Below are 25,216 nucleotides of genomic sequence, written 5' to 3'. Positions count from 1 at the left end.
GTTAGAACTGCCAATCCAGGGTCAGGCCCACGCCGTGGGTTTTATCCCGGGAGCCAATCAGGCCGTTGTAGTCCAGGTTGACCCGCACATCCTTGGCGACCGCGAGCCCGGCGCGGGCGCCGACCACGGCGGCGTTACGGTCCATCGACACGCTCTGCACCGTGAAGGTGTTGCTGCTGCCTGCGAAGGCCAGGTCCTGTTCGGACGTGGTATGGCTCAGGTTGTGCTGCCAGCCGAGGGAGCCGGACAGCTGCAGTTGCTGTTGATCCGACAGCGCCAGGGTTTGGCTGGCCCGCACGCCCAGGGTCGAAAGTACGGCATCGCGGCGGTCGTCGCCGCCGTGCAGGGCTGCGTTGTCGCCTTTCTCATGAAAGCTGTCGCTGTCCAGGTGCACAAAAGCCAGGTTGGCGAACGGTTCCAGGGCCACCACTTGCCCGTCCAGGCGATACGCCGCTTCGGTGAAGAGCTGGGTGGTCCGGGCATCGCGCTTGGTTTTCTCCCGGCCACTGACGTCTCCCCATTGCAAGTCGCGCTTGACGTCGATGCGGTGCCAACTGTGGGCGCCGCCGACGGTCAGGCGCAGCGCGTCGATCTCATGCCCCAGATAGACACCCAGGTGATAGCTGTCGGCCTTGGCCGAAGAATGGGTGCCATCGCCCATGCTCAGCGAACTGTCGCTGTAGCCGGTGACGAAGCCCAGGCGTGTCTGGTCGCTGATCAGGCCATCGACGCCGGCCAGCAATCCACCGATGGAGCTGGTGGTACTGGCTTGATCATGTCCACCCTCGTTCTTGCCCCAAGCGCCCAGTACCTTGAACCAGGCATTGCTGCTGGCGTCGGTCGGCGTACCGGCGTCGTAGAGCGCGTCCTGGCGCAGGCGATCACCCACGGTGTCGCGCAGTTGACGGCTGTCATTGATCAGCAGCGTGCCGATGGCCGGATGGATTTCACCGGACAACTGCTGGAACGCCTGCTGTGCCACCGCGGTGCTGGGCGCCAGCAGCAAGGCCTCGTACAACCCGTTGCCCGCGCCCAATTGCTCGGCGGCGGTGGCCACGGAACGCTGGTTGGGCGTCAAGCCGAGGCTGGCGAATGACGCGTCGTTACGCTCGACCGCCAGTTGAATGCCGTTGGCGCTGTACGCCAGGTCGCCCCCCAGAAACGCGTAGTTGGGCAAGACTCGCGTGAAACGCCCATCAATGCCACCGGCGGCCTGCAAGATATTGAACTGCCTGCCCAGCAGGCTTTTCACTTCGCCAGCCGTCAGCAACGTCGGGCTGTTTTCCAAGGACAGCGACACCGTCGCCCCGTCAATGGACGCCTTGCCGCCCGCCACGATCAGGTCACTGGAGGTGGGCGAGACTTCCACCGCGTAGTTCGAACCGGGTTGAAACGTCACGTCGCCGGCCACTTGCAAGGTGCCGATGGAGTTGCCCGGCGCCACGCTACCCCCGCGGCTGGCGCTCAGGCTAGCGATGCGCCCATTGCCGCCGAGGATGCCGCCGTCGTTGACGGTAACCGCCGACGCCAGCGAGCCATTGATCGCCAGTCGCCCTTGATTGACCAGGGTCGGCCCGCTGTAGGTGTTTTCGCCGGTAAGCACCAGGGTGCCAATGCCTTCCTTGGTCAACCCGCCGTGACCGGCGATGTCGTTGCGCCAAACGTCCAGGCCACATTGGATGCCGCTGCACACCCGCTCCGTGGGTTTGCCCGCATCGATGATCGCGCCGATGCCCGGCAGGTCCGCCACGAACTGACCGGAACCATAGGCGCCATCGATGCGAAACTCCGCGGGGATGTCCTGTTCGGTCACCAGCATCGACGGACCGTCGATGGCCTTGCCAAGGTTGATCATGCCCCAGCCGTACAACGAGTCGACGCCCGGCGCACCCATGTCGGTGGCGGTGGTACGCAGCACGCTCGCGACCTGGGCGCCGGTCATGTAGGGAAAACGCTCCATCAACACGGCCACGCTGCCAGCGACATGGGGCGCGGCCATGGATGTGCCGCTCTTGTTGGCGTAGCCCACGGTCAGGTCGTCGGCACTGGTGCCGCCGATCACGGCGCTGTAGACCCGGGTGCCCGGTGCCGACACGCAGAAACTGGCGGTGTAGCCGCAGCGCGACGAAAAGGTACTGATGGTGTATGGATTGGCGCTGGCGGTGTCCGGGTTGATCTGCAGCGCCGCCACGGTGAGCCAGTTCGGCGCGATGTCCGGAACGAAATACGCCAGCCCCGCGATGGCATCGGGGTTATTGAGGTTGTAGTCGTTGCCTGCGGCGAAAATCGTCACGATCCCGCTGCGCGCCGCCGCGATGGCCCCCTCGTAGGCGCCGCCGGGCTTGGTGCCCAGCAGGGGTTTGATCTGATCGAATTGCAGTTGCGCATCCTGCACGGTGAAGTGCGGGAACGCCGGATCGCGACCGCCCTGATCAAAGCGGTCGGTGATACCAATGCCCCAGCTGTTGTTGATGATCCGTGCGCCGCTGGCGATCAATGCGTCCCAGCCCGCCTTGTACACCGCGCCATCGTTGCCCCGGATGATGCCGTCTTCGGGCCCTGGGTCGCCGTTGTCAGCGCTGATGATCTGCGCATTGAACGCCACACCGTGCATCGGGCTGCCATCGCGACTGCCGGCGGCGATCCCGCCGACATGGGTGCCGTGGGACCCCAGCTTACCGTCCGAGCCAACGGTGGGTGAACCGTCGTAGCGGAACGGATCACCGGCCTTCACCGGGATGTAGGGATCGGTGTATTCGCGAATGCCGCTGGTGACCAACGTCACGACTTTTCCGGTGCCGGAGAACTCCGGGTGGGCCGCGTAGACCGGCTGGTCGAAGATCCCCAGCTTGACCCCCTTGCCGGTGTATCCGGCGGCGTAGGCCTGCTGCGCGTTGATTGCACCCAGCCCCCATTCGGCGTTGAATTCGCCGCTGCTCCAGCTGTCCGGATCACCCACCCTGCCGCTCTCGACATAAGGCGCCGCCTGGGCCGTGCCCAAGGTCGCCAATGCGCAGAGCATGGCATGGTTGAGGGCCTTGAGCAGGAACAGGCGACCTGCCGGCCTGGGGCGTTTTTTGTTATCGATTTTCATCACGAACCATCCTTAGTTGTTGTAAAAATCCTGTGGCTTGCTTGGCTTCTGTGGCGAGGGAGCCGGTTATTGCATCGGCGCCCGGGACACAAACGCCTCATCCACCTTCGCCAGGTCCTGCGGGCCGAGGGTGCCGGCGTAGTAATGCAGCTTGGTCCAGGCCATGAGGTAGTCGTAGCGGGCCTGGGCCAGGTCGCGGCGAGTGGTGTAGAGCTGTTGCTCGGCATTGAGCGCGTCGAGGTTGACCCGCTCGCCGCCGAGGATGCTTTGCCGGGTCGATACCACCAGCGCTTCGGCGGAACTGAGGGCTTTCTGGTAGGCGCGCAGTTTGTTCATCCCCGACACGCAGGCGCTGAACTGACGGCGCAGTTCGATCAACGTCTCGCGGGTCTTGGCCTCCAGTTCGTATTCGGCCTGTTCCATGTTGCGGCTGGCCTGGCGGGTCGACGCCGAGACGCCGCCGCCGGCATACAGCGGCACGCTGACTTCCAGGCCGATGGTGTTGGTGTCGTAGCGCTGGTTGTAGGTGTTGCCGCTTTCCGATTCGTTCTGGCGCATTGTTGCGTAGGCACTGACCTTGGGCAGGTGTCCGGCGCGGTTGCGTTCGACCTCGAAGCGCGCCACATCCACCGCCTGGCGCTGGGACGCCAGGCTGGGGTTATTGCTCACCGCCAGTTCGTGCCAGGTATCGAAGCTGGCTGGCTGCAAGGCAAAGGTCTGGAAGGTGTCGTGCAAAGGCGCCAGGTCGCCGATATCCAGGGCCGGGACGCCTATCAGCGAGCCGAGCTCACGCAAGGCGGCATCCTGCTCGTCCCGCGCCTCGATTTCTTCGGCGATTGCCAGTTCGTAGCGCGCCTGGGCTTCGAGGATGTCGGTGCGCGTGCCTTCGCCCTGGCGAAATAGCTGTTCGTTCTGCTGGAATTGCTGCTCGAACGCCTTTTTCTTGGCCAGGGCAATGTCGATCTGATCCTGGGCGAACAGCGCCTGGGTGTACTGACTCAGCACCCGCACCAAGAGCGCCTGGCTCTTGTCCCGAAAACTTTCGTCGGCGAACAATGCCTGGGCCACGCCCTTTCGATAGGCCGCGTACGCTTCGTAGTCCAGCAAGGGTTGTTGCAGCGTCAGGCTGGAGCCGTAGCTGCTGTAGTTGCGATCGTCATGCTGGCTGGCGCCACGGTCATTGAGGTACGTGACCTTGGATTGGTTGCGGCCCTTGTTGTAGCTGTAGCCCAAGTGCGGCAACAGCCCGGCCCGGCCAATGGCGCGGTTCTCCAGGCCCGCATCGCGCTCCTTGATCGCGCCCAGGTAGACCGGGTCATTGCGCAGGGCCTGCTCATAGAACTCGAAAGGTCCCATGGCCCAGGCGTTGTTGCACACGGAAACGGCCAGCACGGCCATCCAATAGAAACGCTTCATGCCACCGGACATCCTTATTCTTCGGTCAACGCAGAGCCAGCTCGGTCGAGCAGCGGCTTGAACAGGTAGTTGAGCAACGAGCGCTCGCCAGTACGTACGAACATTTCAGCCGGCATGCCGGGCTTGATCACCAGGCCGTTGAGCTTGTCCATCGCCACGTCGCTGACGCTGCTGCGCAGCACGTAATACGGCGTGCCGGTCTTCTCATCGAGCATCTGGTCGGCGGAAATCAGGCTGACTTCCCCCGGCACCCGCGGCGTGCGGTTCTGGTTGAAGGCGGTAAACAGGATGTCCACCGGCAAATGGGGCCCGACCTTGTCGATCAGGTGCACCGGCAGGTGCCCTTCCACCTCCAGCCGCGCGTCCTGGGGAACGATTTCCAGCAAGGTGTCGCCCTGGCGCACCACCGCGCCTTCGGTGTGCACGCCCAGGTTCACGGCGATGCCGTCGGCGGTGGCGAGGATTTCGCTGTGTTGCAACTCGAACCCCGCGGATTTCAGTTGCTGTTGCAAGGTTTCGCTTTTGAGCTGGGCGTCGGCCAACTGACTGCGCACTTCTTTCTGGTACTCCTCGTTGTGCTGCTGCAACTTCAGGCGCGACTCGACGATCCCCTGCTCCACCCGCCCGCTTTCGCCGCTGTTCTGCGCCAGTTCCTGCTGCACTTGCGACAACTGGCGCTGATAGTCCAGCAGGCGGTTGCGCGGGATGTAGCCGTTGTCGGCCAAGGGCTGCAGGTTGCCCAGTTGCAGACGCAGGGATTCGGCCTGGGCGGTCAAGTCGCCGCGGGCCCGACGCATGCCGGCCAATTGCGCCGTGGCGCCCTCGATGCTGGCGCGCAGCGCCGCTTGCTCGCGGGCGAAGGCTTCGCGGCGACTGCTGAACAGTTGCCGCTGGCCTTCGAGCACCAGGGCCAGGCGTGGATCGGGATCGCGACTCAGCTCGGCCGGGAAACTCACCTGCAACAGGTTGTCCCGCTCGCTTTGCCAGCGCGCCAGGCTGGCCCAGGTCATCCGGTACTGTGCCTGCAACGATTGCACATCGGCGTCGGCCTGGGTCTGGTCCAGGCGGAACAGCGGCTGGCCCTGCTTCACCGCCTCGCCTTCACGCACCAGGATCCGGCTGACCACACCGCTGCTCATCGACTGCACCGCCTTGCGCTTGCCTGAAACCACCACGGTGCCTTGCACGGGGATGCCTTGATCCAGTGGCGCCAGGCTGGCCCAGGTGAAAAAACTGCCGGCGCCCACCAGCGCCAGTATCCAGCCCATACGGGTGAAGAAACGGGCGTCGCGCTCCGGGCGCTCAACGTCCTGAGCCTGTTCGAGGTTCATCTCGCACTCCTTGCTCATACGCCACCCGGTTTGCTGGCAGCATGGTACTGGCGACTCATACTCAGTCCGTTGGGGGTTGCCTGGGAGCGGTCCCGTTGTGGTGCCTCCGATTGGCCGGACAGCGCCCGCAGTACTTCCTGACTAGGCCCGAAAGCCTGTAGCCGGCCCTCGTTGAGCACCAGCAGCTTGTCGGCCTGGGCCAGCACCGAGGAGCGATGGGTCACCAGCACGACGCTGGTACCCTGGGCCTTCATTTGCGCGATGGCGCCGGCCAGCGCCGCTTCACCGACCGTGTCGAGGTTGGAGTTGGGCTCATCGAGCACCACCAGGCTCGGCCGGTCGTACATCGCCCGGGCCAGGGCCACCCGTTGCTTCTGCCCACCCGACAAACCGCTGCCGTCCTCCCCCAGCACGGTGTCGTAGCCCTGGGGCATGCGCAGGATCAATTCATGGACGCCGGCCTGTTGTGCGGCAGCGACGACCTTTTGCGGGTCGGCCTCGCGAAAGCGGGCGATGTTCTCGGCGATGCTGCCGCTGAACAGCTCGATGTCCTGAGGCAGATAGCCGATATACGGGCCGAGCTGATCGCGATTCCAGCGATGAATATCGGCCCCATCGAGCCGCACCGTTCCCCCCAGTGTCGGCCATACACCCACCAGCACACGAGCCAGGGTGGATTTACCAGAGCCCGAAGCCCCCAGAATCCCGAGTACTTCCCCAGCCGCCAGGCTGAAGCTGACCTGCTGCAGGGTGGCGTTGCGTCGCCCCGGCGGGCCGGCGCTCACCTGCTCGAAACTCAGGTGGCCCTTGGGCGGCGGCAACACCATCGCATCATCCTGAGATGGGTAAGCCTGCAACAGCGCATCGAGGCGGCGATAGGCGAGCTTGGCGCCACTCCACTGTTTCCACACGGCAATCAACTGGTCGATGGGGCTCAATACCCGGCCCATCAGGATCGAGCCGGCAATCATCATTCCGGCGGTCATCTCGCCCTTGATTACCAGCAACGCGCCCAGGCCCAGCACCAGTGATTGCAGGCACAGGCGCAAGGTCTTGCTCAGAGAACTGATCACCGCGCCAGTATCGCTAGCCTGGTTTTGCAGGCCGAGAAAGCGTGAGTGCACCGCAAACCAGCGGCTGCGCAGCGCCGCGAGCATGCCCATGGCCTGGATCGTTTCAGCGTTGTGCAAATGACTGGTGGCCAATTGGCTGGACTGTTGCGAGTAGACGCTGGCCTGCCCCAACGGCTTTTTGGTCATGACTTCGTTCAGGCAGGCCAGGCCGATCAGCAGCAGTGTGCCGACGGTGGCGAATACGCCGAGCCAAACGTTGAACAGATAAATCACCAGCAGGTAAATGGGGAACCATGGCGCGTCGAAGAAGGCGAACAATGCGGGTCCCGTGACAAATTGGCGGACATGGGTAAGGTCGCCCAGGGATTGCCCGGCATTGCCCTCGCCCTGACACAGGTTGCGCTCGAACGCAGCCTTGTACACTTGGAGATTGAAGCGTCTTTCCAATTGGCTGCCGATGCGGATGACAATGAAGCTGCGCACCATCTCCAACAGCCCGATGAACACAAAGAACCCGACCACCATCAACGACAACATCGCCAAGGTGGTTTCGTTTTGGGATGACAACCCGCGGTCATACACTTGGAGCATGTATATCGAAGGCGCAAGCATCAAGACGTTAATCAACGCCGTAAAACAACCGACACTGATCAGAATGTGTTTATAAGCGCCCAGCGCTTTAAACAACGGCACGGCGACAGCGCCCCGGCTCTTAGTCATGGATCTTCCTGCTGTTGGCTTCGCCGGATATCCGGCTGTTATGCACTACCAATCTTTAATTATTAAATCGGCCCCGGCCGATGCGCACGCCTGATTGAACATACGCGCCTTGCCACGGGACAAATGTAACAATTTGTTAAGGTTCGATCGGGCGCTCAAGCCTGAGTATCAGGCCGGACTTCAAAGTGACCTGATAATGATGTTCTTGGCGCAACTCCAGATGCACTCTAGAGTTCTGTCTGCCAATCAGGGAAAGACCATCGGGTTCGGTAAACCAATGGACCGGCTCTTCCCCCAGCCAGTGCCCCAGGCATTCGGTTTGTCCACCCAGGGTCTGGTCAGCCCGAAGCTCGACAAGGCAAGTGTTGGACGGCTTGTCCTGTATCGCCTGGCTTTGCACGGTGTCCTGCGGGCTCGACAAAACGGCCAGCCACTGACCGGCCAACTGCGAGGGTTCTGCTAACAACAGGCTGCGCGCCATGGCGACTTCTCCACAAAACATCAACAGCGTAGCGAGCAACCCGACGGTTGCCTGAACGCTACAGGGCATCGACTTTCTACACATTTGCTTGATCCTGGCCGGGGTCCTGTAGGTGCTGTCGAGCGAAGCGAGGCTGCGATCTTTCCCCTACTACTTGAAAGACCGCAGCCTGCGGCAGCGCCTACAGAGTTGTTAGCCTTACGCCACGATATCCGAGGCCGCCGCCTGGCCAACGGTGCTGACCAGGAAGTCAGCCACGCCGTGCCCGGAGAAGTCCACCGACAGCAGGCTGTTGCCACCCGATGTCGACAGCACCGCATCGCCCGCCGCACCGGTGAAGGCGCTGACGAAATGCAGGCCCGCGCCCTGGGTGATGCCGGTCAGGTCGATCTTGTCCAGGCCGCTGACGAAATCGAGGATCTGGTCCGTCGTGCCCGGCCGCGAATCGGAACTGGCGGCGAATACGAAGGTGTCCGAACCCGAACCGCCCCAGAGCTTGTCCGCACCACCGGCGCCCCAAAGGATATCGTTGCCGGCACCGCCCTTGAGCTCGTTGGCCACCGAGTTGCCGATCAACAGGTCGCTGCCCGAGCCGCCGATGGCATTTTCGATGACGGCACCCTTGGCAATGGACACGTTACCCACCATGCCACCCACGTCAGAGAACGAGGCGTCATTGAGGTTAATCTTCTGGTTCTGGGTGAACCCGGAGAAATCCAGGGTATCGCGACCACCCGCGTCCCATACCGAAAAGACCACTTTGTCCGACGACGAAGAGGCACTGAGAAAATCGCGACCGGTGTTGGAATTGAAACCATAGGTCGAGTCGCCGGTACGGGTCGAGGTGTTGGCACCGTAAAGCTTCTGGATGGCCGCGATGTCATCCATCAGCGGCCCCGAGGCATAGGCTTCGACGCCACCCTTGCTGAAGTTCTGGTTGGTATTGCTTTCGCTCCAGTAGCTCATGACGCTGTAGCCACGGGTGTCCTGGCCATAGGTGGCGTCATCGTAGGTCGGGCTGCCTTCGCCGGCGTTGTAGTCACCCGGGTGGGCCAGGCCGAGGGTGTGACCGATTTCGTGGGTCAGGGTCTGGCGGCCGTAGTTGTTCAGGTCCGGATTCTTGTTCTGGGTATAGCTGCTGTTGATCAGGTACCAGGACGTCCCGTCATAACCGGCGCCTGTCCCTGGCAGATAAGCAAACGCCGCCGCGCCATCCTGGCCGCCGCTGTAGTTGCCGAAGGTCATGTGAGCGTCGCCACCGCTGGCTTTTTCGGTGAAGGTGACATTGGCCACGTCCGCCCAGGATTGCATGGCCAGGGCGGCCTGGCCTTTCTGCTGGGCGCTGAACTGGCTGAAGCCGCTGATCCCATGTTTGTTCATGGTGCTGGAAGAGGCAGACGTCAGGAAGGTATAGGTCAGCTCGATCTTGCCGCTGCCGTCCCGGTCCTGGTAAGCCGCGCCGTCGCGCAGCAACTGCGTGGCCGCCTCGTCGACGGAGTACGATGGTTTGCCGTTGACGGTCAGGTTACCGCCGCGGTCGTATTGGTGGCTGAAACTATTGATCTGGTTGAACGCATTACTAGGAGCTGCCAGTTGCGGGGCCCAGAGCAATTGTTCGGCAGAATCGATAGCGCTGTTTTTGACTTTCGACATAAACACACTTCCTTGTTTGCAAATGGAACAATTTAGTCAGACAGACGATCTCTGGCGAGATCGTCCTATCACTCGCCCAATGAGGACGCAAGAAACCTGACACAATTGGAAATCAAACGTCTAGTCATTTTTTTCGTTCAATTTCAAGCACTGCCCCTTAACGCCCATAAACAATAGGTTTCTGCCTTACTAGTGCGCACGCTCAACTGCCCGAGTTGCAGATTGTCGGACAAAACTCTATTTAAATATTAAATATGGGTAACTAGTCAGTTGCGGACAGCGTCGCACTTTCGCCAACTAAGTGCCAGCGAAGTGCTATTAATGAATATCTACTAAGCCTCTACGCCTTACTTGCGCAGACTTCCCGCAAACAGCCACGAAACCAGCGATGCACGGGGTCGGCGTCCATTCGTGGATGCCAGAGCATGGCGATCGTGAACCCAGGCACCGGGACCGGCAGCGCGAAACTGTGTAGACCGATCCGCAGGCTCGTGGTGTAGCGCTCAGGCACGCTGGCGATCAGGTCGCTGGCGCGGGCCAACCCCAGCGCCGAGGAAAAACCTGGCACGGTAGTGACGATTTCCCGGGACAGGTTCAGCGCCGCCAGGGCCTGATCGATAAGGCCATGGTCCAACCCGCGCATCGAGACCCCGACATGCCCACCCGCCGCATAGCCGGCGGCGCTCACCGCCGCGTGGCTCAGCGGGTGCCCCATGCGCACCACACCAATCAAGCGGTCGCTGAACAACGCCTGGGTTCGCAACTCCGGGCTGGTGTCCTTGTCCACGACGGCGGTCTCCAGGTCCACAGTGCCTTCGCGAAGCGCCGTGCTGTCCCGGTCGGTCTTTTCCATGAAGCGCAACCGCACACCCGGCGCTTGCTCGTGAATACGGGCGATCAGGTCGATGGCGAAATTTTCCACGAACCCCTCGCGAGTGCGCAGCGTGAAGGTACGGCTCAAGCGCCCGAGATCCGGCGTCGTCACCGGGCGCAGCACCGCCTGAGCCTGCTGCACCAACTGACTGACCTGTTCACGCAACTCCTGCGCACGGGGAGTCGGCACGAGCCCTCGCCCGGCCCGAACCAGCAGCGGGTCACCGGTGGTTTCCCGCAACCGCGCCAGTGCCCGGCTCATGGCCGACGGGCTGAGCCGCAGCCGCCGGGCGGCACCGGCCACGCTGCCTTCCGAGAGCAGCACATCGAGGGTGACCAGTAGATTGAGGTCCGGCGAAGACATGGCGAAGTCTCGAATTGAATAGATGGCGTCTGGTGCAGCTATAACCTGCAAACGCTGCGTCTTCCGCCATGTTATGCCTAGCTGTAACGTTCTGACAGCGCCATTTCGAACGCCACGGGTACAGGTAAAACGATGAAACCCATCAACACGCAACCAAGCCGGCCGGCAGCCGCACCCACGAGCCGGTTCTTTTCACCTCGTTGGGCCCTGGCCAGCCTTGCACTCTCGACGCTGCTGGCCTCTCTGGGCGCCAGTGTGGCCGCCGTGGCGCTGCCCACGCTGGCTCAAGCGCTCGATACCTCCTTCCAGCAGGTCCAATGGGTGGTGCTGGCTTATCTGCTCGCCATGACCACGCTGATTGTCAGCGTCGGCCGCTTGGGTGACCTGATGGGCCGTCGCAAACTACTGTTGGCCGGCATCGCCTTGTTCACCTTGGCCTCGGTACTTTGCGGCCTCGCCCCTTCGCTTTGGCTGCTGATCGCAGGTCGGGCGCTGCAAGGCCTGGGGGCCGCCATCATGATGACGTTGACCCTGGCCCTGGTCGGCGAAACGGTCGTCCAGGAAAAAACCGCCAGTGCCATGGGGCTGCTGGCAACACTGTCGGCGGTGGGCACGGCCCTTGGGCCGTCCTTCGGCGGGCTGCTGATCAGTGGGTTCGGCTGGCAGGCCTTGTTCCTGGTCAACATCCCCCTCGGCCTGCTGACGTTATGGCTGGCGTGGTACTCGCTACCGGTGCGACAAGCGCCGCCGAAGGCGCAAACGATTCGCTTCGATATTACCGGCACGGTGCTGTTGGCGTTGACGCTCGCCGCCTATGCCTTGGCCATGACCGCCGGGCGCGGGAGCTTTGGCGGGTTGAACATTGCGCTGCTACTGGCTGCGCTGGTGGGCGGCGGGATGTTCGTTCGGGTTCAGTCCCGGGCCGTGTCGCCGCTGATTCCCTTGGCCTTGTTTAGCGACAAGTCATTGGTCTCGGGCCTGGCGACGAGCGCCCTGGTCGCAACAATCATGATGGCAACGCTGCTGGTCGGGCCTTTTTACTTATCCATCACCCTCGGACTGCCAGCGACCTTCGTCGGGTTGGCGCTGGCAACAGGGCCGACCGTCGCGGCGCTGGCCGGGGTGCCGGCCGGACGCCTGGCGGGTCGGTTCGGTGTGCACCCCATGCGGTTCGCCGGCCTGGCGACCATGGCCCTCGGCTGCCTGATGCTGTCACTGGTTCCCCCTGCTCTTGGCATCGCCGGCTATATCGGCGCCATCGTGGTGACGACCTTGGGCTACGCATTTTTCCAGACTGCCAACAACACGGCTGTGATGGCCGATGTGGCCGCCCAAAGGCGGGGTGTCATAGCCGGGCTGCTCAACTTGTCGCGCAACCTGGGTTTCTTCACCGGAGCCTGCGTGCTCGGCGCAGTGTTTGCGAGCGCAGCGGCGACGAATGACATCACCCGCGCCAGCCCCGAAGCCGTGCTGAACGGCCTGCACACCACCTTCGCCGCCGCCCTGGCGGTGGCGGTCCTGGCGGTGGTCATCACCTTGAAATGCCGTGTGCCAGAGCGGTTGAGCGACGCCGAGGACACGCCGGACCAAGCGTGATGACATTCTGAGCATCGCCGCTTAAGTCGTGATCCAAATCAAAAAAAGTGAACCAATCGCAAAACGGACTGAAAAAATCCACATGAGCTTCATTTTCAGGTGCTATTTTTAGTTCTCACTGGTAGAGCCATGATGGCTCTTCCTTCCTGACATGAGCAAAAGGAAGCGCTCGATTGAAGACGGCGGGCAACACATGAATAAAGGATCTTTCAGCAAGGTTACGTTCCCCAATGCTTGCCAGTTGATGCGCTGGCACTTCCATCCCATGGGATTCGAAGCGAGCATGGATGCGCCTGGCAGTATGGTTGCCCGGCTATTCGACCGTGCCAGCGGCGAGACGATGATCGCCATTGCAGGGATCCCCTGCGCGACAGTGATGAATGCGCCGGATGTGGAACGAATAATCGAGGCGGTGGAGGCCGAGCTGGAAGCGTTTGTGCCACCGGTAGGGTTACGGCGGTTCGCTTCCTGACGGAACACCACTGAGCTTCTGAACGCGGCGCCTTCCTCTCCAGGGAAGGCGCCGCTTTTATATGCCTCTGGAACGCGTTTACCCCGCCACTCGGGGCTTATGTTTGTTTCATCCTTTGCGGGCACGACGATGGTCAGCGAAAAAGGGCTTGTCCACTGCAATACGATCCGACGCCTTAGGCGCGTTGACCGCCTGGCCGTCCTGGCCATCGACGTACCAGTAACAGTGCTGCACGGCGCGAGTGATGCCCACATACGCCAAGCGCAGGATTTCGTCTTTTTGCGCCGTGTCGTAGGGTTCGGCGTCTGCATCCTGGCCTAGCCCAGCCATTCGATAGACCTGGTTCTTGTAGGGCGAACTGCTCAGGTGCTGGCAGTCTCCCAACAAGAACACCGCATCCGCCTGAAGCCCCTTGGCGCTGTGGTAGGTCATCTGCCTGAGCCGTCGAGCCTCGTACGGCAAGCTAGAGTCGACATTAACTGTTGACTGAATATACTTTTCTATCAGTAGCTTATCGCTACTTTTTCGATACAGCATCAAGATTGAATCGCCCTTGTGATAGTGCTCCTCCAATCTCAGGGCCAACCCTTCATCGTCTCGATCCAACACTTTGACCGGGCTCAGCGATCGGGGCACGCCACTGGCCTTGGCTTTTTTGCCTGGGATAGCCGCGGCGGCGCGCACGATGTGCTCGGCAGCGTCGATGATGTGTTGATGGCTGCGGTAGTTGTCGGTAAGCATCACCCGCGTTGTCGCCGGTGAGGGAAATTGCTTGTTGAATGCCATGAAGTAGCTCGGCGAGCTGCCGCGCCAGCCATAGATCGATTGCCAGTCGTCCCCGACACACAACAAGGAAGAACGCTGGGCGCCGCGCCCCACATGCAGCGCAGGACCACGACTGCGGACTTCCCGAAGACTGGCGCGCAGCCAGGAGACGATCTGCGGCGATACGTCCTGGAACTCGTCGATCATCAGGTGCGAAAGCGGCCTGAGCAAGGCATCGGCCAGCAACTTGAAATTTTCCGGCGAGTGTTCGCTGAACAGCGCGAACATACGGTTATAGGTCATGATCGGCGGCGACTGATCGAGCAAATGGTCTTCGAATGCCCGCCAGTAACGGCTCAGCGCCTCGAAGAAATATCGATCGGGGTCATCCGGGGCAAAGGACATCCGGCCCACGGCGTCCGGGACGTCCAGGCCAAGGTTCTCGATAAAGCCCGCCGCCGCGACAAAACAGTCCAACAATGGCGCCGACCCCAGTTCACCCTTGACCTTATAGTCGAACCCAGGACCGGCACTGGCGTCGCCGGCCATGGATGCCACCACACGCTTTGATGCCTCATAACTTTCAAGCCATATCAGTGGCTTACGGCAGAAAGCTTGAAACAAGGTGCGCTTTACCGCCCACTCCGCACGGATACTCAACTTGGCGCCCGGACGACTGAGCCGGGCGTCTTCCCGCGGATCGAAACCCAGCATCACCCAGGCATCCAGTGAGGGCGCGTAGCCATGGCAGTGGAATATCGAACCATTGATTTCGAAAGTTTGTCGCTTTGGCTCGATCCCCTTGATTGGCCAGGCACCGGCGCGAAACCACAGGTCTTCGACGGCATCGCACAATTCTTCGTCGCGCTGGGCCGCCAGTTCGGTCACGGCCACCCGTTTTTGCACATCCGGGTGATCGCGCTCCAGCTCCTTGAGTTGCAGGGCATGGCGGGACAACGGCTGTATCAGCTCACGGAAACGCGCGTCCCGCTGGTAAAGGTTGTAGTAACAGGCATTGAGTTGCTGACGTTGGACATCGTTGATGCGCAATTCAAAGGGGTTGCCTTGGGCATCGTCGTCCGCTTCGGCGCGATGGCTCAGGGTCTCGAAGGCCTGGAGCCGCTCGAACCCGGGCAGGCTGCGGACCATGGGCAAGATACGCGAATGGAAGGTGCGCACCAGATCACGCGCTTGCTTGAGGCTGACGGTTCGTCCCCACAGGGCAAACACTTCGATCAATTTCTGGATGAAGTCCTTGCGTGATTCCCGGGTAAACGTCACCACGGTCATTGAGTCCAGTTCGAAGCCCAGGTAGTGGGACAGCAACACAATACGCAGCACCAGGGTCGTCGACTTGCCCGCACCCGCCCCGGCGACCACTGAGGTAGACGGCGTATCGCTGAAAATCATCTTCCATTGCGCGGCGCTCGGTTGTGCATGCGTCGGCAGCAATCGGGCAACGTCTGCCTTGATGCGTTTCTTCAGCTCGTTGGTCAGCGGCAGGCGCCAGTCATCGAACAGCAAATCATCCACCTGCGGTGCCGGATGCTCTGTGCTGCGGGAATCACGGATCAACAGGACTTGGCGGCCCTCCTCGAGCCCTTCGGCCCGGCCTTCCTTATAGCCATAGTCGAAACCGGCGGTATGACCACTGCGGAAGCCGTCGGCCTGGCCGTGCAACCAGGACGCTCGGTGCTGGGCGCGCAGGCGCGTCAGGCCATGACCGAAGAGCCGGGCGGCCAGGCGCTTGAGCAAGGGCATCTGGCCCAGGGGCAGGAGCTCGGGGGGAAGATCGGGAGTGTGTTGCGACACGCTGGGGACTCCGGTGTTCATGAACCATGACGGCTATGGTGTCTGTATTTGCTGCCAGGTTCCACCCAAAAGCTTTTAAGTCATGGGTTTAGGCGATGAAGTGAAAGTTGGCTCACGAATTCATATCTAATAAGGCGATAGGTTTGACGCGTTTTTTACGCTTTTTGTCGATGATTTCCTTCGCGAGAATAGCGCCATCAACCATCGCTTTCGCTCCAGCGAAAAGGACACGAACATGCTCGAACTCAGGCCTTTCGCCACCTTGGGCGCCGCCAACCACGGCTGGCTGGATGCCCATCACCACTTTTCGTTCGCCGAATATTACGACCCACAACGCATGCACTGGGGCAACCTGCGCGTTTGGAACGACGATGTCATCGCCCCCGGCAGCGGCTTTCCTCAACATCCCCACCGGGATATGGAAATCATCACCTATGTGCGCGAAGGCGCGATCAGCCACCAGGACAACCTGGGCAACACGGGCCGCACAGAGGCTGGCGACGTACAAGTCATGAGCGCGGGCACCGGGATCGCCCACAGCGAGTACAACCTTGAGTCGACGGCCACGCGCATTTTCCAGATATGGATCATTCCCAACGAAGAAGGTCTGGCACCGTCGTGGGGCGCCAAACCGTTTCCCAAAGACTCGCGCGAAGGCTTCGTGACCTTGGCCAGTGGCAAGGCCGGCGACGACCAGAGCCTGCGCATCCGCGCCGACGCGCGACTGGTAGCGGCCAATCTAAAGGCAGGTGAGAGTGCGGAATATCGGCTGGACGCCGGGCGACGAGCTTATCTTGTGCCGGCCACAGGGTTAATAAAAATCAATGGGTTGCGTGCAAAAGCTCGAGACGGCGTTGCGATTGAAGACGAACAGATATTGCAGGTGACCGCGATCGAAGACAGCGAAATCGTGCTGGTGGACCTCGCCTAAACCCTGTATCGCCGCACTGCTGCGCTTGTGGCGAGGGAGCAAGCTCCCTCGCCACAAGCGCACATCACATGTATCACTTACATTGGTATTACTTGCTGGTGATCGCCCCATCCACCAACGTTTGCGCCTCAGCCACCAGTTGCTTGAGGTGCGCATCGCCAATGAAGCTTTCGGCGTAGATCTTGTAGATATCCTCGGTACCGGACGGACGCGCCGCGAACCAGCCGTTTTCGGTCATGACCTTCAGGCCACCAATGGCCTGGTCATTGCCCGGCGCATGGCTGAGGATGCTCTGGATCTGTTCCCCCGCCAGTTCGGTAGACGTCACCTGATCCGGCGACAGTTTGCTCAACAGGGCCTTCTGTTGCGGGTTGGCCTTGGCATCGACGCGTACCGAGAACGGTTCGCCCAGTTCGTCGGTCAAGGCGCGGTAGGCCTGGCTCGGATCGCGACCAGTGCGCGCCGTCATTTCAGCCGCCAACAACGCCGGAATCAGGCCGTCCTTGTCGGTGCTCCAGACGCCGCCATCCTTGCGCAAGAACGAAGCACCGGCGCTTTCTTCGCCGCCAAAGCCCAGGGAGCCATCGAACAGGCCGTCGGCAAACCACTTGAAGCCCACCGGCACTTCATAGAGACGGCGCCCCAGGCGCTTGGCGACGCGGTCGATCAGGCCGCTGCTCACCACCGTCTTGCCCACACCGGCATCGGCGCGCCATTGCGGGCGATTCCGGAACAAGTAGTCGATGGACACCGCCAGGTAATTGTTCGGCGCCAACAGGCCGCCGGATGGCGTCACGATGCCATGACGGTCATGGTCCGGATCGCAGGCGAAGGCCACGTCGAAGCGCTCCTTCAGGCCAATCAACCCTTGCATGGCGTGGCTGGAGGATGGGTCCATGCGGATCTGCCCATCCCAGTCGACGGTCATGAAACGGAAGGTGGAATCCACGTGGGTATTCACCACGTCCAGGTCCAGGCGGTAATGCTCGGCAATGGCCGGCCAGTAGCGCACGCCCGCCCCGCCCAGCGGATCGACGCCCAGGTGCAACCCGGCGGTGCGGATGGCATCGAAATCGATGACATTGATCAGGTCCGCCACGTAAGTGTTGACATAGTCGTGCCGGTGGGTGGTATCGGCTTTCAGAGCCTGCTCGTAGCTGACTCGCTTGACGCCGGCGAGTTGGTTGGCCAGCAGTTCGTTGGCCTTGGCTTCGATCCACTTGGTGATATGGGTATCGGCCGGGCCGCCGTTGGTGGGGTTGTACTTGTAGCCGCCACTTTGCGGTGGGTTGTGGGACGGCGTGATGACGATACCGTCCGCCAGGCCCGAAGTGCGGCCACGGTTGTAGCAGAGAATGGCGTGGGAAACCGCCGGGGTCGGAGTGTATTCATCCCCCTCGGCGATCATGACGGTCACACCGTTGGCGGCGAAGACTTCCAGTGCGCTGGCGCCCGCCGGAGTCGACAGCGCGTGGGTATCGATACCGACGAACAACGGCCCGTTGATGCCCTGGGCTTCGCGGTACAGGCAGATCGCCTGGCTGATTGCCAACACATGCCACTCGTTAAAGCCCAGGTCGAAGGAGCTGCCACGGTGACCGGAGGTGCCAAAAGCCACGCGCTGGGTCGCTACCGAGGCATCGGGTCGGCCAGTGTAGTAGGCCGTCACCAGTCGCGGGATATCGATCAACAACTCTGCCGGTGCCGGCTTGCCCGCAAATGGACTGACTGTCATGCAAAACCTCTGAGTGGAGTGGCTCGGGAAATGGAGTGCAGTTTACTGACAGTTCGACCGTGGCGCGACGGGTTCGATCCATCGCCGCCGATTACGATTGTTCCAGCCTCAGGGCGTCGGCCAGCGCGCAGAGTGCAGCGTCCAAGTCCTGGGCCCCATTGAGCGCATGGGTCAGACGCATATGTTGCCCGTATAGCCCATGAAGGCTGAACAACTCCCCCGGTGCGATGACAATTCGCTGGGCCAGCAGCCGATGGAAAACCCGCCGCAAATCAACCCGTCGCGTCGAGCGTACCCAGATCGTCGCGCCACCTTGGGGTTCCGCCCATTGCAGGCTATCGCCCAGGCGCTCGCGCAGCAATTGAGCGGTCGAAACCGCGCTCTCGCGCAGCAGGCGCCGCAACACCAGCAAATGCTGGTCAATCCGACCGTTGCTGTACAGCCGGGCGATGGCTTTCTGGCGAATAGGCGACAGCCGAAACGCGCGAAGCAGGAAATGTCGTTGCAGGTGCAGGGTCATCTGGCGCGACAACACGTAGCCGTATGGAGCCTCTGGGCCGATGGTCTTCTCAAACGTGGAATAGACGATCAACCTGTCCGGGTCGAGCAAGTCCCGAAAAGGCGTCACCCCTGCCTCGAACGCCAGGTCTGTATGGCTGTCGTTCTCCAGCACCCAGGTGCCATGCCGTTCCAGCAATTGGGCGATGGCACGACGGTTTTCTTCGGGAACCAGCGAACCCCTTGGCATGTTCAGGACCGACGACAGCACCACCAGCCGTACCGTTTCGCTTTCAAGCAGTTGCTCCAGCTGCTCGATGTCGATTCCCCCGCCGGCCAGCAGTGGCAGCTCGATGATGTTGATGTCGGCGGCCTGCAGCAAGCGCAATACCGCCCAGTCGCAGGGCGATTCGATCAGCACTGTGGCGCCCCTGAGTGCCAGCACGGCGATCAGGATCTCCAGGACACCCCGCAGGTCGGCGCCGATGTAGACGTCATCGGCATTCCAGCAACGGGCCGGCGAAGAGGTGTAGCGGGCCGCCAGCGCGGCGCGCAGTTCCAGCTCGCCCCAGGGTTGCGAGGGCGTCTGCGAGGAACGTGGATACTGGCGCAGCAGCTCGCGCTCGAGCAACAGCATCGGGCTGTCCAAAGGCTGCATCGACGCCGGCTCGTCCGCGCTGAGCACCAGCATGCCGGGTCGCCGGGCATTGACGTACAAGCTCTCAAGCAAATCGTCACCGCCCTCCAGGGTCGTCATGCTGGGCGCCGGCAGCGCGTAATAACCGGACTTGGCGATCGAGTAGACCCGCCCTTCCTTCTCCAGCAACGAATAAGCGTACTGGATGGTCGATATCGACACATTCAGACGCTCGGCCAATTGCCGCAGCGAAGGCAGGCGCACCCGAGCATCCACCTCCAGTTCGTTGATCAACGTGGTCAGGTAGCGATAAACCGCTTGGTAGGCGAAGTCTGTCTCCCGGCAACCTTTCATGGAATCACGCCAGGTGCAAAGGTTGCAGTCGACCGGGCCGCAACGCCGGGCATTACGCCCCGGGACGAGGTAGACGAGTCCATCAAACCTCGTTCCTCAATGCCTTGCCGAGCGTTCGTGTGGCTCATCGGCGACCTGTCCGGCTTCTACGGTATCAACGTCGTCAAGAGCCTGTTGCAGTTCAGCTCCCGGAACCGCTTCCGGTTGTTCCGGCACGGTAACGCTCGCCCGGTACAGTTTGCCAAGGATGTCGATGGGCAGGCCACTGACGTCAACCATCCATTGCGCGATCTGATCGGCGACCGTCGCGCCCTGCATGGCCTTGTGCAGGTCCGGCATCGCCACCAGCATGCCGGGGTGGCAACAGCGAAGGAAGTGTTCCAGGCCCGCCCCCTGCCCCACGAATGGCGCGAACAGCATGCACACCAGTTGCGTTTCGCTGAGCCCCAGGACCTTCTGCGCTTCGAGGGCGGCGTAGGCGCGGCGCTCGGGAATTGCCGAAGGTGAGCCGAACAACGCCCTAGCCTGCTCGCAGGCTTGTTCCGGCAGTTGCTTGCGATGCATGATCATGATCGCCCGCTGCACGTAGTCGCTGTATCCCGTTTCGTAGCTGCGCCCTTGCACGTAGCAGGCCTGCAGGCCATGCAAATGGGCCGACAGCAGCGGGCTGAGGTATTCGTTTTCAATCGCCGAGGGCATGAGGCCATCGGTCTGTACCCGCAGGAATTCGTTGAAAAGCGGCCAGTTGGTGCCCTCCAGGCGGTCGACGATCAGGTCGTCGATGCCGATGTGGCTCATCCGCCGGCAGGCCTCGAAATGCCCCTCGGGCTTCCAGGCACCGAGGCGCTCGGGACCGTAGAAATGCTCGAAGAGGTCACTGCTCAAGGTATCGAGGTGCGCGAAGAGGCTGTCGAAGCAACCGATATTGTCGGTCGGCAGACCGATTTTGCGGGCCGCGCGACGCAGGCCTGAAATGAACTGTTTTTGCTGGCGCGGCGTATCGCTGCTGACCATCGAATCCACGCCAGACTCCCACCGGGCCATGTGCCGATAGAATTCGGCCATCGCCAGGTAACCGTCGCTCCCGATTTCCAGGGGGCTGTCGACCGAGCGGAGGTGCCCCAAGGCCAACAGGTCCATGCGATTGGCCTCGTGCCCCGCCACCGACAGGGGCTGCCGGTGATTGAACGGCAACACCTCGCGATTATCCGCCATCAGCAATTCGACCCGGGGATCGTCATAGACAAACAACGCGCTGTAGCAGCGGTGGATGTTCTCCAGCGTCGCCTGGGTGGTTTCGCTCAGGCGCGGCGTGGCGACGCGCAAGGCGAAGGTCACCGGATGCCGGCCCGCGATGCTCAACTGGGCGGCCCGCAAAGCGGTCAGTGCATAAAAGCTCTCCCGGCTCCCGTTCTGGACTGTCAACACACGATAGTCGCCAATCCGATCGACGCCTCCGGCGGCGACAATCAAGCGCTGGATCAAAAGCTGCAACGCGGTCCGTTCGGCCCGGGAATAAAACCCCAACAATCGTTGCAGTATCTGTTGATATACGTGAGTCATTGCCTGCTCATGAATTGCACTCATAGCCATTTACCTGAAATTCAACTATCGGCGCCGCACCCGCACCAACGTGACCGCGCGACGTGTTGGTCTAATGAATCGTTCTAGTACTCAAAGAGTATTAGCAATACGCTCAAGCGTTGCTTGTCGTAATTATTTGATACATACGAAGAAAGTCACCCTATGCTCCTGGGGCCGCCGCTGCGCCCCCTGAAAACACTGGGACTTGCCGGGCTGACGGTACGTCCTAGGAGAATTCCGACAACGTCCCACAGACAATGAGTACGAGAAATAAGGAACTTACCGAACTTTAATCGACCTTCTACCCCACCCTGTTTTCTCCAGGATCGATAGATAGCCCCTTGCCAATTAACGCTCGCTGTACCTTGAATGCAGCTAGAAGGATGAAAGCCTTCGAAAAAGTTACACCGCACCACGACTTCTTCCTTGATATGGAAATCAGCGTTCAATTATCAGGACTTAAATAATGATTAGAAGATACAGATTGAGGGCAAAAACCAGTTCAGATGTGCATCGACAAACCGTTTCTGCTTCGAGAGAACCGGGACAGGCTGCTTGAGGGGGCTTGCGAGGCACGAACGCGCCGCCGCCAGGCCGGCAGTGCGTGGGAAAGGAGGGATGGAGATCGAATCGAGGACAGCGCAAGAGCCGGCAATGACTCTTGCGCAAGACAGGTATCAGGCGGGGTCGACGACCTGAAGGGCAACGCGCTCACGGCAAGGGCATTCACCCATGTACCGGTGCGCTTCGACAAACTCGGAAAACGGGAAAACCCGAGTCTTGAGTGGCAACAGCACGCGATCGGCGGTCAGTTGATTGATATCGCGCAATGCTCGTTGCAACGCCACCTGGTCCTGGACGATGCCCAGTTCCGGCTTGCCGGTAAAATTGCCGATGCAATGCACGAAGAACTGAATGTTCTTCTGGAACGCCGCACAGGCCGGGAACGGCGTCTGGTTGCCACCCTGCAAGCCATACAACACCAGGCTGCCACGGGGTGCCAGCACATCACCCAACAGCGACATCTGCGGCCCGCCAAGGCCGTCGAATACCACATCGACGCCACGGCTGTCGGTGAGCTTGTTGATTTGCATCAACAAGTCCTGCTCTTCGGTGACGATGACTTTCTCGGCGCCCAGCGACAACAGATATTCACGCTCGTCGGCCGTCTTGGTGGCCGCGATCACCCGGACTCCCAAGGCCTTGCCCAATTGGACAAAGGACGGGCCGGCGCAATGACTGGCATCGGTGACCAAGGCGAATTGCCCCGGCTTGACCCGCGCCAGGTCCATGTAGGCGAAATAGGCGATCAGCAGCGGCGTGTAATGCACGGCGGCTTCGATCGGGCTGAGCACGTCGGGATAACGGGTCAGGGCGGTGCGGGGCAGCACGATGACTTCACCGTACACCGGATAATCGTTCGGGCTTTCGGCCGGAAAACTGGCGACCTTGTCGCCCACGGCCAAGTCATCGATGCCGTCGCCGACGGCTGTGACCACGCCGGCCATTTCATGGCCCAGGCCCGAAGGCAGGCGTGCCTGGGAGGACGCCAGGTTCTGGCGCCACAAGGTGTCGTACCAACTGATGCCGATCGCTTCGACGCGGACCTGCACTTCTCCTGGCGCAGGAAGAGCCGCCGCATGCTCTTCGCATTTGAGCACCTCGGCACCACCAAACTTGTGAAAACGGATCGTGCGGGACATCGCAAACCTCGTCAAAGTAACCTCTAATGCCATGAACTCTATCCGGGCTTTGTAGCCAAGACCATCAGTGGCTATTAATAGTCGACATGCCTGTCATTGATTCCGCAGCAAGAAAACCAACCACTCCTGTAGGACTTAACCTAAGAAAACTCAATTAGCCGGTGCAGAGTACCAGCCTTTCCCCGTAAGATTCATGCCGGCCATTGTTCCCATATGGCCGTTCACGTCAAGCTTACCGAATCTGCCAGGACCCCAGATGAATCGTAATGACCTGCGGCGTGTCGATCTGAACCTGTTGATCGTGTTCGAAACGTTGATGCATGAACGCAGCGTGACTCGCGCGGCCGAGAAGCTGTTTCTCGGCCAGCCGGCCATCAGTGCCGCACTGTCGCGCCTGCGCAGCCTGTTCGATGACCCACTGTTCGTGCGCACCGGCCGCAGCATGGAACCATCGGCCCGGGCGGTGGAGATCTTCGCCCTGCTCTCTCCGGCCCTGGATTCGATTTCCACGGCGGTCAGCCGCGCCGCGGAATTCGACCCGGCCACCAGCACCTCGGTGTTTCGCATTGGCCTGTCGGACGACGCCGAATTCGCCCTGCTGCCCATGCTGCTCAAACGCCTGCGGGCCGAAGCGCCGGGCATTGTGCTGGTGGTGCGCCGGGTCAACTACATCCTGATGCCGGGCCTGCTGGCGTCCGGTGAAATCTCCATCGGCGTCAGCTACACCGACGACCTGCCGGCCAACGCCAAGCGCAAGGTCTTGCGGCGCAGCATGCCCAAAGTGTTGCGGGCCGACACCGCACCGGGGCGACTGACCCTGGATGAGTTCTGCGCTCGTCCCCACGCCCTGGTCTCCTTCGCAGGGGACTTGAGCGGCTTCATCGACGAAGAACTGGCGAAGCTCGACCGCAAACGCCATGTGGTGTTGGCCGTGCCGCAGTTCAACGGCTTGAGCACCCTGCTGTCGGGCACTGACATCATCGCCACCGTGCCCGACTACACCGCCGACGCGCTGACCGCCGCCGGTGGCGTACGCGCCGAAGACCCACCCATACCGGTACGCAGCTTCGAACTGCATATGGCCTGGCGGGGCTCTCAGGACAATGATCCTGGGGAGCGCTGGTTGCGTTCGCGGATTCAAATGTTCTTCGGGGACCCCGATAGCTTGTAATGGAGTTCCAGCAAATTCCATAAAACTTTTTTATAACAAGCGCTTATCGGTAATTTCGGTCCACTGCCGACTGTCTAAATCCAATGAACTCCAAGGATCATGAGGGCATAATTGGGGGCAAATTTCGGCATCCTTAAAAAGGATGCCCCCACCGATGCCCCCAGATAATGCGGTTGTTTTCACATCGGTCTGAAGGAAACGCGCGACATTGCCCGCGGCGCGCGCCGCGACGTGGCTAACCACATCGCCCCTCTCAGGGCCAAGACCGCGAAGATCGAGGCACAGTTGCTCAACGAAGAGCACACTTCGAATATGTGGCCAAGCAATGGCTAGCATTTAAGTCTACCGAACTGGTGACCAAATCTATCTCAGGATTTAGTGGCGCGTTGAATAACCACATCTTGCCTGCCATTGGTAATAAACCGGTCAGCGAGATCAAGCTGGAGGACATCACCACAATCATCACGGAGCTGCGCCGCAAGCGCATTATGGCCATGGCTCGGCGCGTACGCACCATCACCGCAATGCGCCTGCTGGTCATGTTGCCCGTCCGCCCCGGCGAACTGGTACAGATGCGCTGGGAAGATGTCGACTTGGTGGGCGAGTGCCCCTCCTTCAACGATGGATTCAGCTTGATTGCTTTTCTACAACCGTGCAGCGTGGACTTCGTGCATGCGTGGTTATGGTTTTTTTTTAGTTCTAGAGAGTAAGCGGGCAGTCGATCACCATGCTCGGCTCCTCCAGCTAGAAAGCTTCCATTACCTTCGCGAAACGCCATGACCATCACGTGAACACCCAATCACATTCGATTTTTTCGATCACAACTCGAATTTATTCGAATTATAAGTCCAGATTGGTGCCGTTAGAATTCAACACAATGATACTAGCGGCATCCCTAGTTGCTACCTATTAAATGCAGATCTGAATGCTCCCTGCCTCACGGGGCGAGCAAG

General features: G+C 61.0%; 16 protein-coding genes and 1 pseudogene. 5 read left to right on the top strand and 12 right to left on the bottom strand.

Annotated features, from left to right (window positions below):
• Position 1: 1 nt before the first annotated feature.
• The 7 genes from BT125_RS05445 to BT125_RS05415 form a co-directional block, all read right to left on the bottom strand.
• Positions 2-3,022, bottom strand: coding sequence for an autotransporter domain-containing protein (locus BT125_RS05445; protein WP_371857791.1), 3,021 nt, complete (start codon positions 3,020-3,022; stop codon positions 2-4).
• A 138-nt stretch (positions 3,023-3,160) separates the two neighbouring features.
• Entirely contained in the window at positions 3,161-4,510 is a 1,350-nt protein-coding gene (locus BT125_RS05440; RefSeq protein WP_072405532.1) for a TolC family outer membrane protein, read from the bottom strand.
• Positions 4,511-4,524: 14 nt separating this feature from the next.
• The gene (locus tag BT125_RS05435; RefSeq protein ID WP_072405531.1) at positions 4,525-5,859 is read right to left on the bottom strand and encodes an HlyD family type I secretion periplasmic adaptor subunit; all 1,335 of its coding nucleotides are present in this window, start codon (positions 5,857-5,859) and stop codon (positions 4,525-4,527) included.
• The gene (locus tag BT125_RS05430) at positions 5,856-7,634 is read right to left on the bottom strand and encodes a type I secretion system permease/ATPase (RefSeq protein WP_072405530.1); all 1,779 of its coding nucleotides are present in this window, start codon (positions 7,632-7,634) and stop codon (positions 5,856-5,858) included. The genes BT125_RS05435 and BT125_RS05430 overlap by 4 nt, the downstream gene beginning before the upstream one ends.
• Before the next feature lie 136 nt (positions 7,635-7,770).
• Positions 7,771-8,199 carry an AprI/Inh family metalloprotease inhibitor gene (locus BT125_RS05425; RefSeq protein WP_072405529.1) on the bottom strand — a complete coding sequence of 143 codons (429 nt, stop codon included), beginning with the start codon at positions 8,197-8,199 and terminating at the stop codon, positions 7,771-7,773.
• A gap of 114 nt (positions 8,200-8,313) precedes the next feature.
• Positions 8,314-9,768 carry a serralysin family metalloprotease gene (locus tag BT125_RS05420; RefSeq protein WP_072405528.1) on the bottom strand — a complete coding sequence of 485 codons (1,455 nt, stop codon included), beginning with the start codon at positions 9,766-9,768 and terminating at the stop codon, positions 8,314-8,316.
• Between the two features lie 340 nt (positions 9,769-10,108).
• On the bottom strand, positions 10,109-11,005 hold the full coding sequence (locus tag BT125_RS05415; protein WP_072405527.1) for a LysR family transcriptional regulator: 897 nt from the start codon (positions 11,003-11,005) through the stop codon (positions 10,109-10,111).
• 132 nt (positions 11,006-11,137) lie between these two features.
• Between BT125_RS05415 and BT125_RS05410 the strand changes: the two genes are divergently transcribed.
• Together BT125_RS05410 and BT125_RS05405 are read left to right on the top strand one after the other, a co-directional pair.
• Positions 11,138-12,601: an MFS transporter gene (locus BT125_RS05410; protein WP_072405526.1), complete on the top strand. Its 1,464-nt coding sequence runs from the start codon at positions 11,138-11,140 to the stop codon at positions 12,599-12,601.
• 193 nt (positions 12,602-12,794) lie between these two features.
• Positions 12,795-13,073: a DUF1652 domain-containing protein gene (locus BT125_RS05405; protein WP_003201764.1), complete on the top strand. Its 279-nt coding sequence runs from the start codon at positions 12,795-12,797 to the stop codon at positions 13,071-13,073.
• A 108-nt stretch (positions 13,074-13,181) separates the two neighbouring features.
• Here BT125_RS05405 and BT125_RS05400 read toward each other — a convergent pair whose 3' ends face one another.
• Positions 13,182-15,650, bottom strand: a complete 2,469-nt coding sequence (locus BT125_RS05400) for a UvrD-helicase domain-containing protein (RefSeq protein WP_072405525.1) — start codon at positions 15,648-15,650, stop codon at positions 13,182-13,184.
• Between the two features lie 235 nt (positions 15,651-15,885).
• Here BT125_RS05400 and BT125_RS05395 point away from each other — a divergent pair, with 235 nt between their 5' ends.
• On the top strand, positions 15,886-16,581 hold the full coding sequence (locus tag BT125_RS05395; protein ID WP_072405524.1) for a pirin family protein: 696 nt from the start codon (positions 15,886-15,888) through the stop codon (positions 16,579-16,581).
• Positions 16,582-16,669: 88 nt separating this feature from the next.
• Here BT125_RS05395 and pgm read toward each other — a convergent pair whose 3' ends face one another.
• From pgm to BT125_RS05375, 4 genes are all read right to left on the bottom strand, one after another.
• Positions 16,670-18,316, bottom strand: coding sequence for a phosphoglucomutase (alpha-D-glucose-1,6-bisphosphate-dependent) (pgm, locus tag BT125_RS05390; RefSeq protein WP_072405523.1), 1,647 nt, complete (start codon positions 18,314-18,316; stop codon positions 16,670-16,672).
• Between the two features lie 91 nt (positions 18,317-18,407).
• Positions 18,408-19,805 (bottom strand): aminotransferase-like domain-containing protein, encoded by a 1,398-nt coding sequence (locus tag BT125_RS05385; RefSeq protein WP_072405522.1) that lies wholly within the window; start codon positions 19,803-19,805, stop codon positions 18,408-18,410.
• A gap of 96 nt (positions 19,806-19,901) precedes the next feature.
• A complete protein-coding gene (locus tag BT125_RS05380; RefSeq protein ID WP_072405521.1) occupies positions 19,902-21,392 on the bottom strand; it encodes a hypothetical protein in 1,491 nt (496 codons plus the stop codon).
• A 674-nt stretch (positions 21,393-22,066) separates the two neighbouring features.
• A complete protein-coding gene (locus BT125_RS05375) occupies positions 22,067-23,092 on the bottom strand; it encodes a zinc-dependent alcohol dehydrogenase family protein (protein WP_072405520.1) in 1,026 nt (341 codons plus the stop codon).
• 256 nt (positions 23,093-23,348) lie between these two features.
• Here BT125_RS05375 and BT125_RS05370 point away from each other — a divergent pair, with 256 nt between their 5' ends.
• Positions 23,349-24,263: a LysR family transcriptional regulator gene (locus BT125_RS05370; protein WP_072405519.1), complete on the top strand. Its 915-nt coding sequence runs from the start codon at positions 23,349-23,351 to the stop codon at positions 24,261-24,263.
• A 183-nt stretch (positions 24,264-24,446) separates the two neighbouring features.
• Positions 24,447-24,862, top strand: a pseudogene (locus BT125_RS05365) (integrase); the annotation flags it as partial.
• Positions 24,863-25,216: the final 354 nt, after the last annotated feature.

This window comes from Pseudomonas sp. NFACC04-2 (genome assembly GCF_900119265.1).
GTDB classification, from domain to species: domain Bacteria; phylum Pseudomonadota; class Gammaproteobacteria; order Pseudomonadales; family Pseudomonadaceae; genus Aquipseudomonas; species Aquipseudomonas fluorescens_AA.
This window is presented reverse-complemented; position numbering and strand designations above follow the sequence as displayed.

Coding starts and splice junctions, on each gene's coding strand:
- BT125_RS05410 (WP_072405526.1), top strand. CDS start 11,138: ATGAAACCCATCAACACGCAACCAAGCCGGCCGGCAGCCGCACCCACG.
- BT125_RS05395 (WP_072405524.1), top strand. CDS start 15,886: ATGCTCGAACTCAGGCCTTTCGCCACCTTGGGCGCCGCCAACCACGGC.
- BT125_RS05405 (WP_003201764.1), top strand. CDS start 12,795: ATGAATAAAGGATCTTTCAGCAAGGTTACGTTCCCCAATGCTTGCCAG.
- pgm (WP_072405523.1), bottom strand. CDS start 18,316: ATGACAGTCAGTCCATTTGCGGGCAAGCCGGCACCGGCAGAGTTGTTG.
- BT125_RS05440 (WP_072405532.1), bottom strand. CDS start 4,510: ATGAAGCGTTTCTATTGGATGGCCGTGCTGGCCGTTTCCGTGTGCAAC.
- BT125_RS05375 (WP_072405520.1), bottom strand. CDS start 23,092: ATGTCCCGCACGATCCGTTTTCACAAGTTTGGTGGTGCCGAGGTGCTC.
- BT125_RS05435 (WP_072405531.1), bottom strand. CDS start 5,859: ATGAGCAAGGAGTGCGAGATGAACCTCGAACAGGCTCAGGACGTTGAG.
- BT125_RS05445 (WP_371857791.1), bottom strand. CDS start 3,022: ATGCTCTGCGCATTGGCGACCTTGGGCACGGCCCAGGCGGCGCCTTAT.
- BT125_RS05420 (WP_072405528.1), bottom strand. CDS start 9,768: ATGTCGAAAGTCAAAAACAGCGCTATCGATTCTGCCGAACAATTGCTC.
- BT125_RS05385 (WP_072405522.1), bottom strand. CDS start 19,805: ATGAAAGGTTGCCGGGAGACAGACTTCGCCTACCAAGCGGTTTATCGC.
- BT125_RS05380 (WP_072405521.1), bottom strand. CDS start 21,392: ATGAGTGCAATTCATGAGCAGGCAATGACTCACGTATATCAACAGATA.
- BT125_RS05370 (WP_072405519.1), top strand. CDS start 23,349: ATGAATCGTAATGACCTGCGGCGTGTCGATCTGAACCTGTTGATCGTG.
- BT125_RS05430 (WP_072405530.1), bottom strand. CDS start 7,634: ATGACTAAGAGCCGGGGCGCTGTCGCCGTGCCGTTGTTTAAAGCGCTG.
- BT125_RS05425 (WP_072405529.1), bottom strand. CDS start 8,199: ATGTGTAGAAAGTCGATGCCCTGTAGCGTTCAGGCAACCGTCGGGTTG.
- BT125_RS05415 (WP_072405527.1), bottom strand. CDS start 11,005: ATGTCTTCGCCGGACCTCAATCTACTGGTCACCCTCGATGTGCTGCTC.